The organism is Mesorhizobium sp. M0051 (genome assembly GCF_040323235.1).
GTDB lineage: Bacteria > Pseudomonadota > Alphaproteobacteria > Rhizobiales > Rhizobiaceae > Mesorhizobium.
In genome coordinates this window covers 64,274-77,407 of record NZ_JAMYUT010000004.1, presented here as the reverse complement: position 1 = coordinate 77,407, position 13,134 = coordinate 64,274, and the positions used below count along the sequence as shown (strand labels likewise).

Sequence of the window (13,134 nt, the reverse complement as noted above, 5' to 3'; positions counted from 1 at the left end):
CGGGAATAAGAGCCCATGCCGGACAATGACGTCATTCTTGCCGTGGACGCGGTCCATGCCACCTACAATCACGCCATCACGGCGCTGCACGGCGTCAGCTTCGAGTTGCGGCGCGGTCAGATCCTGGCATTGCTTGGCGCCAATGGCGCGGGCAAGACCACGACATTGAAGGCTGTTTCCAACCTTTTGCCTGCCGAGCGCGGCCAGGTCAATGCCGGCACCATCCGCTATGAAGGCAGCGATGTCTCGCGCCGCAAGCCGGGCGATCTTGTGCGTGGCGGCCTGGTCCAGGTGCTGGAGGGTCGCCACTGCTTCAAGAGCCTCACCGTCGAGGAAAATCTGGTTGCAGGCGGCATCGGCCGCAGCGGCCGCCGCGCCGAGATCAATCAAGACCTCGAGCGGATCTACGACTATTTCCCGAGGCTTCGGGAAAAGCGCCGGATATTGTCCGGCCTGACCTCGGGCGGCGAACAGCAGATGACCGCCGTCGGCCGGGCGTTGATGTCGCGGCCGCGCCTGCTGGTTCTCGATGAACCGTCGATGGGGCTCGCCCCGCTCATCGTCCTGGACATCTTCCAGACGCTTAGAAAACTCAATCGCGAGACCGGCCTGTCGATCCTGGTCGCCGAGCAGAACTCGGCGGTCGCGCTCAGATATGCCGACCATGCCACTGTCCTCGAAAACGGCGTCTCCGTTCTCTCTGGCACGGCTGCCGACCTTCGCCAGCGCGAGGACGTGCGGGCCTTCTATCTCGGTCAATCGACCCCCGGGCAACAGGCATCGCCTGCCGCCAAGCCAGCCCATCTCCATGCCGTTGCCTGAAACGAAATCCGAAGGAGCATTGAAATGACCGTTTCGACCGTCAAGACCGACCACGCTTCCGCCGCCGTGCCGCCAGTCGCACGGCCAACAGCGCCGGCGCACATCATCAAGGACGACTCTGAGGCGATCGCCGTCGCGCGCGCGCTCGCCGCTGAATTCGTCAAGGACTCCTCCAAACGAGACCGCGAGCGGATCTGGCCGGTTGCCGAACTCGATGCGTTTTCGCAAAGCGGCCTGTGGTCGATCAACGTGCCCAAGGCATTCGGTGGGCCGGAGGTATCCTATGCGACGCTGGCGAAGGTGATCGAGATCATCTCGGCGGCGGACTCCTCGATCGGCCAGGTGGCGCAGAACCATCTCGGTGTCGTCGCCGCCATCCGCACCGTGTCCGACAAGGATCAGCAGAAGCTGCTGTTCGCCGAAGCGCTGAAGGGCACCCGGTTCGGCAACGCCTTTTCCGAGTTCGGCTCCAAGCGTGCCGCCGATTTCGAGACCCGCTTCACCGATGCCGGCGATCATGTGGTCGTCAACGGCCGGAAATTCTATTCGTCCGGTGCGCTGCTCGCCCATCTGGTGCCGATCGTCGCGCTCGACGACGAGGGCCGCGCCTGGTATGCGATCGCCGACCGCGGTGCGTCCGGCCTGACGGTCATCGACGACTGGTCGAGCTTCGGCCAACGCACGACACTCTCCGGCACCGTCATCATCGACAACGTCAAGGTGCCGAAGACGCATCTGGTGCCCGGCTACAAGGGCTACGACAGACCGACCGCCGACGGCGCCATCTTCCAGATCATCCAGGTGGCGGTCGATACCGGCATCGCCCAGGCGGCGATCGACGAGACGGTTCACTTCGTCAGGACCAAAAGCCGCGCCTGGATCGACAGCGGCGTCGACAATGCCTGGGACGATCCCTACACCATCCAGGCCGTCGGTGACCTGACGCTGCGCCTGCACGCGGCGCAGGCGCTGCTGGAAAAGGCTGGCCACGCGATCGACCGGGCGGTGAACGAACCGACCGCCGAGACGGTGGCGCACGCCCAGATCGTCACTGCTGAAGCCAAGATACTGTCGACCGAGATCGCCATCGCCGCAACCAACAAGCTGTTCGAACTGGCGGGAACCCGCTCTACCCTTGCCGAACACAATCTCGACCGGCATTGGCGCAACGCCCGCACGCACACGCTGCACGATCCGGTGCGCTGGAAGTACTCGATCCTCGGCAAATATTTCCTCAACGGCGAGAATCCGCCGCTGCACGCCTGGAGCTGATTTACCCAGCGGCGGGGCGGCTCGTCGCGTCAGAACTACGTCCATCCAAGAGAGGCCCACTGCCATGTCAAATCCAACAGTCGTCGGCTTTTCCGGCAACATCACCCGGCCGTCAAAGACACGTGCCTTCGTCGATCTGGTCACCAGGGACATCGCCGCCAGCCATGGCCTGTCCGCGAGCACCTACGATATCGAGGATCTCGGTCAGTCGCTGGGACCCGCGAAATGGGCCCGCGATCTCGATGGCCAGGCACGCGCGATTCTGGAGCAAATCCTCGCAGCCGACGTCCTCGTCGTCGGGTCGCCGACCTACAAGGGCAGCTATACCGGCCTGTTCAAGCACTTCTTCGACCTGATCGATCCGGCAGCGCTCCGGGGAAAACCCATCGTATTGACGGCGACCGGCGGCGGCGAGCGCCATGCCCTGATCGTCGAACACCAGCTGCGGCCGCTGTTCGGCTTCTTCGAGGCCTTTGCCCTGCCTACCGCCGTCTATGCCACCGACAAGGATTTCACCGACGGTGTGCTGCACTCCGAGGCCATCCTGAAGCGTGCGGCGCAGGCGGTCGACGAGGTAGGCTTCGTGCTGGCCAACCGCTCGGCCGGCAGGATCGCCGCCGAATAGTCTGGAGCCACCAGATTTCGCCACGATCAAAATAAGCGAGGACAGCGCCCTCGCTTACGCGCAGTTTACGACCGCACGTTACATCCTGTTCCTGTCTGATTCGTCTGGGACAGGAACATCATGAGCAAAGCGCTTACATCCTTCGCACTGGTCGCCGTTCTGACCGCCTTGCTCATGGCCTTGAGCCTGGCTGTAGCCAGGCACGGCTATCCCTATGGCGCGATCGGCGTCAGGCGCCTTGACGGCATTGCCGATGCCGGCGTGTTCATCCCGATTGCCGCTGTCTATTTCTTCAGCGCAATGCTGATGATGATCCTGCCGATCAGGGCGGCTGGCGTCGTCCTGACCCATGCCGCCGACGCGGTCTTCTGGACCGTGATTACACTTTTTGCGGCCATCGTCGGCTGTCTGGCCGCCAGATGGGCCTTCGGCCAGGGCAGCGCCGTGTGGGCGCTGTTGAACTGGCGGTTCCTGTTTGCGGCGGCGATCGTCGGGTGTCACTTCATCATGAACGAGTTGCGCCGCAATGTGCTCTTGCGCAGCCTGTTTTTCGCCGTCTTTGCCGCCGCGACGTTGGCCTGCCTGTTGTGGTCGTTCACCCTCTGACCAGCCGGCTCCAGTCCTTGCGTGCAGTGGATGGCCGTTGACGTTTGCGCGAATTCATCTCCACGAAACAGCGCGACAAAATCCTCGATATCCTTGACTCTCTTCCATGTCGTGGATGGCGTTGACGCGTTCCTCGTCGGCGCCAGCCGAGCTGAGCTCGATGGGCTTTCTCGCCGCCCACGTCGCAAGCGAGGGGGATTTTTGTCGCGGCAAGTGACGCAGTGTTTGCTTTCCCGCAAGGCAATTGTCTGGCAAATACCAATTCAGACAGATGCCGCCGCGCGGCCAACCAGCAGGGAAGACAGGATATGACGCTGTTTCGACAGAACCTCATCGATGGCGAATGGGTCGGCGAAGCCGGTTCCCGTAACATCAACCCCTCGGATACCGGCGATGTCGTCGGCGATTATGCCTCGGCGGGAGTCGAGCAGGCCAAGCAGGCGATCGCTGCAGCCAAGGCGGCGTTTCCGGCATGGTCCCGTTCCGGTCCGCTGGCGCGCCACGCGGTTCTGAAAAAGGCCGCGGACGAGATCATGGCACGCAAGGACGAGATCGGCCGCAACCTGGCGCGTGAGGAAGGCAAGACGCTGGCCGAGGGCATCGGCGAGACCATTCGCGCCGCCCAGATTTTCGATTTCTTTGCCGGCGAGACATTGCGCCTCTCAGGAGAGGTCGTGCCGAGCGTGCGGCCGGGCGTCGGCGTCGAGATCACGCGCGAGGCGGTCGGCGTGGTCGGCATCATCACGCCATGGAATTTCCCGATCGCCATTCCGGCCTGGAAGATCGCACCGGCGCTCTGCCACGGCAACACTGTCGTCTTCAAGCCGGCCGAGCTGGTTCCGGAGAGCGCCTGGACCATCGTCGATATCCTGCACCGCGCCGGCCTGCCGAAGGGCGTGCTCAATCTCGTCATGGGCAAAGGCTCGGTGGTCGGTCAGGCGATGCTCGACAGCCCCGATATCAACGCCATCACGTTCACCGGCTCGGTCGGCACCGGCAAGCGGGTCGCCGCGGCAAGCATCGAGCATATGCGCAAGTTCCAGCTCGAAATGGGCGGCAAGAACCCGCTGGTCGTGCTCGACGATGCGGATCTGGCGGTTGCCGTCGATTGCGCGCTCAACGGCGCCTTCTTCTCGACGGGCCAGCGCTGCACCGCCTCGTCCAGGCTGATCGTGACGGATGCCATTCACGACCGTTTCGTCGACGCCCTCAAGGATCGCATGAGCAAGCTGGTTATCGGCGACGCGCTCGACGCGCAGACCCAGATCGGTCCGGTCGTCGACGCCACACAGTTGAAGCAGGACGAGGACTACATCGCCATCGGCGTCAGGGAGGGCGCCACGCTTGCCTTCGGCGGTGAGCGGCTCGACCGCAAGACGCCGGGCTTCTACCTGCAGCCGGCCCTGCTGACGCAGGCCACCAACGCCATGCGCAGTTCGCGCGAGGAGATATTCGGACCCGTCGCCAGCGTCATTCGCGTCAAGGACTATGACGAGGCGCTTTCCGTCGCCAACGACACGCCGTTCGGGCTGACATCGGGCATCTGCACCTCGAGCCTCAAGCATGCCACCCACTTCAAGCGAAATTCGGAGGCTGGCATGGTGATGGTCAACCTGCCGACAGCGGGTGTCGACTTCCATGTTCCCTTCGGCGGCCGCAAGGGCTCGAGCTACGGCCCGCGCGAACAAGGCCGCTACGCGGCGGAATTCTACACCACGGTGAAAACCGCCTATACGTTCCCAGGCTGATCGGCCGTTGGCCGATCATGCCAGGCTGATCGGGCCCGCAACCCCTACGTACGGTCAAGACTGGGCACATCGAGATTGGAGTGGTGCGAAGCGATGACGGTGCAGAACCTGACCTGGCTCAATCCGCCGCCGCACCATTCCATCGACGGCGATGCCGTTCGTGTGCGAACCGGTAAGGAGACCGATTTCTGGCGCGAGACGTTCTACGATTTCTGGCGCGACAACGGTCACTTTCTTTACCGGCAGGTCGAGGGCGATTTCACCGCCGAGGTCACCGTCAAAGGCGACTACAAGGTGCTTTATGATCAGGCCGGACTGATGGTCCGGCTGAGTGAAACGCATTGGATCAAGGCCGGTATCGAATACAGCGACGGCGTGATGTACTTTTCCGTCGTCGTCACCAACGATGCCTCCGACTGGTCGCTGGCCACAATTCCGGCCAGTCCCGACGGTGTCAGGATCCGAGTGACCCGTCACGCCGAGACGATCCGCGTCCAGTACCTCGATGCTTCCGACAGCTACTGGAAGCCGGTGCGGCTTGCCTATTTTCCGATCTCGAAGACGGTCGATGTTGGTATGATGTGCTGCTCGCCGCAGCGCGAGGGTTTCGAGGTCACATTCTCCGATTTTTCCGTCGGTCCGCCGATTTCGCGCGAACTGCACGAATGATCGAAGAGAGCTTCGGGCCCTCACCATGGACGTGCCTGGACGCGTGTATGCGAAGCAGGTCCCGCACAGCACGATGATTGAGCAGCGGGCGCTGCGGACTTTGCGCCGGAGCACGGTGTGGTCACCGCCTGGACCACGCCAGCCAGCGGCCCGCCAGATGTTTCCAGGATGAGGTGAGCTTTGTCCGCCGATAGGCGTCGCCGGCCATTTTTATGCCTTGTGCCTGCGTCGGGAAAGGGTGGATGACGTCGGCCAGCGCGTGCAATCCCATGCCCGACTTGATCGCCAGCGACACCGCATTGATCATCTCGCCCGCATGACTGGCGACGATCGTGGCACCCAGGATGCGGTCGGACCCCTCCCTGACGTGGATTTTGGCGAAACCCTCCTCCTCGCCGTCCATGACTGCGCGGGCGACGTCGTGCATCAGCACCGTATAGGTCTTGACCGGGATGCCGTTCTGGCGCGCCTCCGTTGGATAGAGGCCGACATGGGCGATCTCCGGATCGGTGTAGGTGCACCACGGAATAATCAGTTCGCTTAGTTTCCTGCGTCCGAGAAACAGGGCATTGCCCACAACAATCCGCGCCGTCGCTTCGGCTGTATGGGTGAATTTGTATGCGAGGCAGACGTCGCCCGCCGCATAGATGCGCGGATTGGTGGTTCTCAGGTAATCGTCCACTTTGATGCCGGTGGCGTCGTACGCCACCCCGGCGTTCTCCAGGTCGAGCCCGTCGACATTGGGCGAACGGCCGATGCCGGTGATGATCTCGTCGACGGAAACCGTCATCGTGTCGCCGTCGCACACAAGGTCGGCGAGCTTCTTGCCGCCTTCTGAACGCACCGCCACCGCCTCGGTATTCAGGCGAACCTCGACCCCTTCGCGCGCCAGCGCGTCGGAAAGGATCTGGGCGGCGTCGCGTTCCTCGCCGGGCAGAAACATCGGCTCCCGCTGCACCAGGATGACGCTAGCACCGAGCAGGCAGAAGGCCTGCGCCGCCTCGCACCCGAGCGGTCCGCCGCCAATGACCAGAAGCCGTTTCGGGCACTCAGTGAGATCGAACATCGTTTCGTTGCTGAGATAGCCGGCCTCGGTGAGGCCCGGAATCGTCGGCAGGGCCGGACGCGCGCCCGTCGCAACCAGCGCCTTCTTGAAACGCAGAGTCTTCCCGGCAACCGTGACCTCGTCCGGCCCGGAAAAACGTGCTTCGCCGAAGTAGAGGTCGATGCCTGCGGAAACCACGCTCGCAGCCGAATCGGCGCGGCTGATCCGCTGCCGGATCTGCCGCATCCGCGTCATTGCCCGCTGAAAGTCGATGCGAAGACGGTCCGGCGTGTCGCCGCCAAGATTTTCGGCATCGCGCATATCGGCATAGAGCCTGGCCGTGCGGATGATCGCTTTTGACGGGATGCAGCCGACATTGATGCAGGTGCCGCCGATCAGCCCGCGCTCGATCAGCGCGACTTTCGCACCGAGGTTTGCCGCCTCGCTGGCAGCGGTCAAGCCGGCCGGCCCGGCGCCGATGACGAGGAGATTGTATGGGCCATTGGGCTCAGGGTTCTTCCACAGCGGTGGATGGGCACCCCTGATCAGCTCGATGTCATTGCGATCGACAGGGAAGGCGGTGGCCATGGTCCGGTCACGCGACATCGCCACCACCTGACGCCGGGCTTGCCGGCTTAGATAGCCAACCCCCGCTGAATCCGGCTCTGCCCAGGCCGCGGCGGATGTGCGGGTTGGACCGCATCAGTTCCCAGATCAGGCGCGACCGATGGTTCTCGATCATCATCACCACGATGCCCTGATCCAACCCGAAATGGCCTTCCGACACCCAGCCGTTGCGGCCGAATTTTCGCCGGTTGGCCAGTGTCGGATTGAAGCCGCTCGGCAGCCGGAAATTGTCAATCACCTCGGGGTAGCGGTCCCTGAGATGGCGCAAGGCCGCCAGGCAGATATCCGGCGCGAAGGGCAGCGACGCCAGACAGGACCATGGGGCGATCGTTCCATCGTCCGGCCCGAAAGGCGCGCCGCGCGCGGCATAGCCGGAAAACCGGCGACGCTGTCGCTGTACGCTGGCACGAAAGCTGCCAGGTCCGTCGCCCGCCGAAAGTCCCCACAGGTTCGCGTCGTAGCCGCCGTAGCCGTAGGGATTGTGGCGCGCATAGTCGCGGTGCAGGTACGTCGAACGGCGGCTGTTTTCGAAATAGTCCGAGTTCTTCTCACGCATGAATGCGTCGCGGATGCCGGCGAAGTCGATCCAGGCATGCGAGAACTGGTGCATGAACAGGGGACCGCCATAGAGCACGTCGTAGCCGTAGATGTTTTCCCACTGATAGGTCGCCGTCCAACCCTCGTAGCTGTCGTCCGAGGTCGGGTTGTCGGGCGAGGCCATCGACAGCACGTAGAGGATCGTCGCTTCGTTGTAGCCTTCCCAGCCATAGTGGAGAAAGCCGCTCTTCGGCTTCCAGCCCTGCCGGAGCGTCGGGCTCGAGCCTTGCGCCCACCGCCAGTCGACGCGCCGGTAGAGCGCCTCGGCCAGTTGGCGGATTTCGGCTTCGTCGCCGTCGTCGTCGGAGAAATAGGCGCCTGCCACGAGCATGCCTGATATCAGCAATGCCGTATCCACCATCGACAGTTCGCAGCGCCAGACGCGCAGGCCGGTTCGCATGTCGAGGAAATGGTAGTAAAAACCCTTGTGGCCGGTGACCTCGTCGCCATTGCCTTGCCGGCTCGTCGAGAAGAAGCGCAACGCCGCAAGCGTCAGCTTCACGGCCACATCGCGCGCCATCCAGCCGCGCTCGACGCCGATTGGGTAGCAGGACAGCGCGAAACCGACGACAGCGATGCTGGCCGGCGAATTCGGCCGCGACGTATCGGCGACCAGTCCGTTTTCCGGGTTCACGTTCTCGATGAAATAATCGAAGGCGGCGCGCTGATAGCGCTCCAGAAGCTCGTCGTCGGACAGCACGGCAGGTTCGACCTTAAGCAAAAGAAGCAAGCTCCCGCCCGATTGCTGCGGCATCCGTCAGTTGCCAAGCGGTGGCATAGCACCGGCAGGTCATTGCCGAACTGTCACGCCGTGTCATGGCTTTCCCCGCATAGCTTTGTTGCGTCTCCGTCGATTCGAAGTCTGGGATTATACGCCGCTGCGCACCCGTTCGTTGCACCGTCACGCGGAATTGAGATGCGTCCTGCTTAGTAGGTGGCGCGGCCGCTGGAAAAGTCGAACATGGCGGCCGTCGTGAACGAGCACTCCTCCGAGGCGATCCGCAGAGGTAGTGGCACTCGTCGATCTCGCCAACGCGGGCCATCTGTATCTTTGGCAGTATGAAGTCGATGTGCTGCCGGGCGCCTCTCCGCAAATGCCTCGCTGTAAGACAAGGTGACCGGATTTGCCATTGAGCGCCGGGCACGATAGGTTATATTGCGCTGCACAATGGAGACGCCGTTTATTGCACGCCCATGTTTACGAAAATTCCGGCCGGCTCATGGCTTGCCGGCCGTGGGTCGTGCCGGCGGGACTCTGAGATGAAGATTCCAAAGTCGTTGCTGATCGATCCCGAGAAAAACTCGGTCTATGGCGCCTTTGCCGTGGCCGTGTCGATCTGGGCATTTTCCTACTCCGTCATTTTCGGCCAGGTGCTGATTCTCGCCTATTATGCGGTCTGGCTTCCGCTCATCCTGGTCGATTACCGGCGGTTTATGCGCCAACTGTCCAGCGCCTGGCTGCCGTTGCTGTTTGCGGCCTATGTCTGCTCCTCCGTCGTCTGGTCGCAGGCGCCCGGCGTCACGGCGAGAACGGCCGTCCAGTATTTTTCCCATATAGCCTGCGCCTATGTCGCTGCGCGCACCGTCAGCGTGCGCACGCTGACCATAGGTGCTCTGGTCGGGATATTCGTCGTCCTCATCTATTCGCTGAAGGTCGCGAATTATTCCGAGGACGTTCTGGATGGCACTGTCAACTTTGTCGGCGCCTTCGCTTCCAAGAACCAGATAGGCTTTGTCGGTTCGCTCGGCATCTATTTCTGCGCCGTCTTCCTCGCCTTTTACAGGCGCGGCCGGCTGAGCCTCATCCTGACGGCGCCCGTCGTGCTGCTGTCGGCCTATGTGCTCATCGTCTCGCATTCCGCCACCTCGATGGCCTCGATCCCGGCGGTTCTGGCGCTGGTGGCGCTTCTTGCGATGAGCAAACTTTTGTCACGGCGCTATCGCCGCGTGATCTTCCTGATCGGCGCCGGGCTGCTGGTCGTGGTTGCCTTTGTCGCCTTGAATCTCGGGCTGATGGACTTCGTCCTCGGCATCTTCGGCAAGGATTCAACGTTGACCGGGCGGACCTATCTGTGGGAACAGGGCTGGAATGCCGTGCAGAAATCGCCAATTCTCGGTGTTGGCTATGCCGCCTATTGGGTGCAGGGTTTCGCCGAAGCCGAGCGGCTGTGGAACGAATTCTACATCACCACACGCACCGGGTTCCACTTCCACAACACCTATATCGAAGCCCTCGTCGAACTTGGCTTCGTCGGGGCGACGCTGGTATCGCTGATCATGCTGCGCACGCTCTACGGCCACATTGCCGCTGTGATCTTCAGGACATGGCAGGCGGATTCGGTGATCCTCGCCGGCGTGATGGTGCTGCTGCTGATCCGCTCCTTCGTCGAGGTCGAGATACTCAATCCCTACATCATGGGCTCTTTCCTGATGTATTTCAGCTTCTTCAAGCTGGCGCGAGTGCCCGTTACCCGCACGCGACGGGCGCAGGCCCTGCAGCAGCAGGCAGAGGCCAGGGGAGAGGCCGATTGGCCCCGGCATGCCGGCCGTCCGGCGGCCGCCGATCCGTCATGACCCACCGGCTCGCAGGTTGAAGCAGGCGCTCGTAAAATCGGCAGTGCCGTCCAGGTCATGCGCATTGCCACGGCTCGGCCAACATCAAGCCGCCCAACGCTGATTTCAAATTTTCAGAATTGAGACACGTCCCAACCCATTGAAATGGGTCGAAACACTGGATGGTATGCGGTGCCGGCGCGTCTATTGGCTGGCCAGCGGCGCCAGCTTGACCTTGATCACATCGCCAGGCAGCACCGGCGTATCTTCCTTCGCGGCAATTTCGCTGGTCTTGCCGTCGACGATTCTCACCAGTGTGTAGAGCAGGGTAGGCTCTTCGTTGGTAGCACTGGCGGCCGCCGTCGTGGCAGGATCGGTTGCCTGGGCGATCAGGCCTTTCTGCATATTCGCCTTCAGCGCCGCCTCGTTCAGCTCGGCTTCGGTCTGCTGCCGGTCGGTGGCGAGCCTTGAACTCAAGGTATTCTGGGCATCGATGGCATCCTGCGTAGCCTTGCTGATCGCCTGTTTGGCGGTGAGGATGGCCGTTTCGTAGTCCAGGATCTTGCCCTGCAGATCGGCAACGTTTTGGCGCGAATCCAGCAGTCGGGCGTTGGCGATCAGGCCTTTCTGCGCCAGCGGGCCGATGCTGGTGAGTTGCTGCTGCGCCAGATCGACCTGCTGCTGCTGGTTGACGATCTTCTTCTGCAGGGATTCGATCTCGGACTGTAGAACCCTCTTCAGCTCGTCGAGCGCCTCGAGTTTCAGCTTTAGCGCTTTTTGGTCGGCCGTCAGGATCGTCATCTCGTCGGCGACGATGGCTGGCAGTCTCGGATCGCCCTCGACCTCCTTCGGTACGTCGAAACTTGTCTTGCCGGTCATGTCCGCGTCGATGCGGGCGCGCTTGACGATTAGCCGAATGCGCAAGTCGTCAGAGATATCGAAGTTACCCTTGGCTGTGACCAGATCCTTGCCTAGCTGAGGACCATAGTCGGGGTTTCGCCTGATGCCACCGGCGACGCTGATCGCCTGCAACACTGTCAGGTCGGGCACATAAGGAAATTTGCCGGGGTTCTGTACTTCGCCCGAAATGTAGAATGGCCGGAACTGCGCCATTTCGACCGAGGCTTCCGGCCTATCCGACAGAGCGAGCTTGCGTTGCAGCGCCTCACCGATCGTCGTTGCGATTTCGGACGTGGTCTTGCCTGCTGCCGGCACTTCGCCGACGAACGGCACCGACAGCGTGCCCGATGGACCGACCGTGTACTCGCCATTCACCGCCGACCAGTCACGAAACGTGCCTTCCACGGTCTGCCATTCGGCAACTCGAATGGTGAGTTTGTCCTGCGAGCCGAGGCGGTAGTCGCCTGCGACGGCGATGTGGGGGACGACGAGCGACATGGCGAGGCATGTGGCCAGCAAACGCGCCCGCCGCAGGCGGCCGGAAACCGGGCTGCTGCGAAGGGCTTCGAACATATCTTTTTTCAACTGAACATTCCGATCCGCTTTAGCCCCATCGCCCGATGAGCTTGCGTCGAATGGCCGGCGCCAATATCTGGCGTTGGCCACCGGCCGGTCAGTAAGAGCCGCGCGACATCCAGACGGCCGGGACGGTCTTGATGATGATGCGAACGTCCTCGAACAGCGACCAGTTCTCGACATAGTGGCGGTCGAAGGCGACGCGGCTGTCATAGGACACATCGTTGCGCCCGCTGACCTGCCACAGGCCGGTCAGGCCCGGGCGAGATTTCAGGTAGTAGACCGCTGACGTGCCATAGATTTCCAGCTCGTCGCGCACGACCGGACGAGGGCCGACTAGGCTCATGTCGCCCTGCAGGATGTTGATGATCTGCGGCAGTTCATCCAGGCTGAGTTTCCTCAGTACGGCTCCGACACGGGTGACGCGCGGGTCGTTCTTCAGCTTGCGGGTCGCGATCCACTCGGCGTTGGCGTCCGGGTTGGTGGCGAGATAGGCCGCCAGCACCTTGTCGCCGTCCGGAACCATGGTGCGGAACTTCAGGCACGAAAAAATCCGCCCGCCGCGCCCGATTCGCCTGTGGCCGTAGAAGATCGAGCCGCCGTCGGAAAACTTGACGAGCAGCGCTATCATGACGAACAGTGGGCTGAGAGCGATCAAGCCAATCAGTGAACCGGTAATGTCGAAACTGCGTTTGAGCAGGCCGCCGATCGGCGGCGGAAAATCGATGTCAGCCTGCGAAAAGCCCGCTGTGGCCGACTTGGCAACATCCCTCATGCCATAAACTCCATGCGTTGAACGAATGGTTCGCGGCAAGATACCAAAAAAATGTTGCAGCGCAACACACAATTTCCAACCGCATTGAAATAGTCGCGTCATGAATTGACCAAATAATAAGCTAGTCATGCACAAATTTCGGCGTACTTAGCCCATTTGTGACAAGAAATGGGCATAGTCGGAAAAATACCGACATTTGTAGGGCGGTTTTTAGGCAAGCCTACCTGCCGACCAAGGTGCGGCGCATGTTAGTGCTTTAGCGCTAGGCGGTGCTTGGACAAAACCATCTAAAATACTACTCAATATTGGCTATTCTACT

General features: G+C 62.0%; 11 protein-coding genes. 7 read left to right on the top strand and 4 right to left on the bottom strand.

What is annotated here, in order from left to right:
* Positions 1-15 precede the first annotated feature (15 nt).
* The 6 genes from NKJ90_RS05800 to NKJ90_RS05775 all read left to right on the top strand — a co-directional run bounded on the left by NKJ90_RS05800 (position 16) and on the right by NKJ90_RS05775 (position 5,742).
* A complete protein-coding gene (locus NKJ90_RS05800; protein WP_023761487.1) occupies positions 16-822 on the top strand; it encodes an ABC transporter ATP-binding protein in 807 nt (268 codons plus the stop codon).
* A 24-nt stretch (positions 823-846) separates the two neighbouring features.
* The gene (locus NKJ90_RS05795) at positions 847-2,094 is read left to right on the top strand and encodes an SfnB family sulfur acquisition oxidoreductase (RefSeq protein WP_023761488.1); all 1,248 of its coding nucleotides are present in this window, start codon (positions 847-849) and stop codon (positions 2,092-2,094) included.
* A 64-nt stretch (positions 2,095-2,158) separates the two neighbouring features.
* A complete protein-coding gene (gene msuE / locus NKJ90_RS05790; RefSeq protein ID WP_023761489.1) occupies positions 2,159-2,719 on the top strand; it encodes an FMN reductase in 561 nt (186 codons plus the stop codon).
* Positions 2,720-2,839: 120 nt separating this feature from the next.
* A complete protein-coding gene (locus NKJ90_RS05785; protein ID WP_023761490.1) occupies positions 2,840-3,325 on the top strand; it encodes a hypothetical protein in 486 nt (161 codons plus the stop codon).
* A gap of 308 nt (positions 3,326-3,633) precedes the next feature.
* Complete coding sequence (locus NKJ90_RS05780; protein WP_023761491.1) at positions 3,634-5,073, top strand: aldehyde dehydrogenase family protein; 1,440 nt, start codon at positions 3,634-3,636, stop codon at positions 5,071-5,073.
* Positions 5,074-5,166: 93 nt separating this feature from the next.
* Entirely contained in the window at positions 5,167-5,742 is a 576-nt protein-coding gene (locus NKJ90_RS05775) for a DUF1349 domain-containing protein (protein ID WP_023761492.1), read from the top strand.
* Positions 5,743-5,863: 121 nt separating this feature from the next.
* Here NKJ90_RS05775 and NKJ90_RS05770 read toward each other — a convergent pair whose 3' ends face one another.
* Positions 5,864-7,393 (bottom strand): mercuric reductase, encoded by a 1,530-nt coding sequence (locus NKJ90_RS05770; protein ID WP_023761493.1) that lies wholly within the window; start codon positions 7,391-7,393, stop codon positions 5,864-5,866.
* Positions 7,383-8,732: a glucoamylase family protein gene (locus tag NKJ90_RS05765; protein ID WP_023761494.1), complete on the bottom strand. Its 1,350-nt coding sequence runs from the start codon at positions 8,730-8,732 to the stop codon at positions 7,383-7,385. The genes NKJ90_RS05770 and NKJ90_RS05765 overlap by 11 nt, the downstream gene beginning before the upstream one ends.
* Before the next feature lie 539 nt (positions 8,733-9,271).
* Between NKJ90_RS05765 and NKJ90_RS05760 the strand changes: the two genes are divergently transcribed.
* Positions 9,272-10,585 (top strand): O-antigen ligase family protein, encoded by a 1,314-nt coding sequence (locus NKJ90_RS05760; protein ID WP_023761495.1) that lies wholly within the window; start codon positions 9,272-9,274, stop codon positions 10,583-10,585.
* Between the two features lie 183 nt (positions 10,586-10,768).
* On the opposite strand, the gene NKJ90_RS05755 is transcribed toward NKJ90_RS05760, so the two are convergent.
* On the bottom strand, positions 10,769-12,037 hold the full coding sequence (locus tag NKJ90_RS05755) for a polysaccharide biosynthesis/export family protein (RefSeq protein ID WP_031260783.1): 1,269 nt from the start codon (positions 12,035-12,037) through the stop codon (positions 10,769-10,771).
* A 100-nt stretch (positions 12,038-12,137) separates the two neighbouring features.
* Complete coding sequence (locus tag NKJ90_RS05750) at positions 12,138-12,815, bottom strand: sugar transferase (protein WP_023761497.1); 678 nt, start codon at positions 12,813-12,815, stop codon at positions 12,138-12,140.
* Positions 12,816-13,134 lie beyond the last annotated feature (319 nt).

What these genes read in the sequence shown, in the direction of transcription:
- NKJ90_RS05800 (WP_023761487.1), top strand. Translation starts at nt 16, where the DNA reads ATGCCGGACAATGACGTCATTCTTGCCGTGGACGCGGTCCATGCCACC.
- NKJ90_RS05795 (WP_023761488.1), top strand. Translation starts at nt 847, where the DNA reads ATGACCGTTTCGACCGTCAAGACCGACCACGCTTCCGCCGCCGTGCCG.
- msuE (WP_023761489.1), top strand. Translation starts at nt 2,159, where the DNA reads ATGTCAAATCCAACAGTCGTCGGCTTTTCCGGCAACATCACCCGGCCG.
- NKJ90_RS05785 (WP_023761490.1), top strand. Translation starts at nt 2,840, where the DNA reads ATGAGCAAAGCGCTTACATCCTTCGCACTGGTCGCCGTTCTGACCGCC.
- NKJ90_RS05780 (WP_023761491.1), top strand. Translation starts at nt 3,634, where the DNA reads ATGACGCTGTTTCGACAGAACCTCATCGATGGCGAATGGGTCGGCGAA.
- NKJ90_RS05775 (WP_023761492.1), top strand. Translation starts at nt 5,167, where the DNA reads ATGACGGTGCAGAACCTGACCTGGCTCAATCCGCCGCCGCACCATTCC.
- NKJ90_RS05770 (WP_023761493.1), bottom strand. Translation starts at nt 7,393, where the DNA reads ATGTCGCGTGACCGGACCATGGCCACCGCCTTCCCTGTCGATCGCAAT.
- NKJ90_RS05760 (WP_023761495.1), top strand. Translation starts at nt 9,272, where the DNA reads ATGAAGATTCCAAAGTCGTTGCTGATCGATCCCGAGAAAAACTCGGTC.
- NKJ90_RS05755 (WP_031260783.1), bottom strand. Translation starts at nt 12,037, where the DNA reads ATGTTCGAAGCCCTTCGCAGCAGCCCGGTTTCCGGCCGCCTGCGGCGG.
- NKJ90_RS05750 (WP_023761497.1), bottom strand. Translation starts at nt 12,815, where the DNA reads ATGAGGGATGTTGCCAAGTCGGCCACAGCGGGCTTTTCGCAGGCTGAC.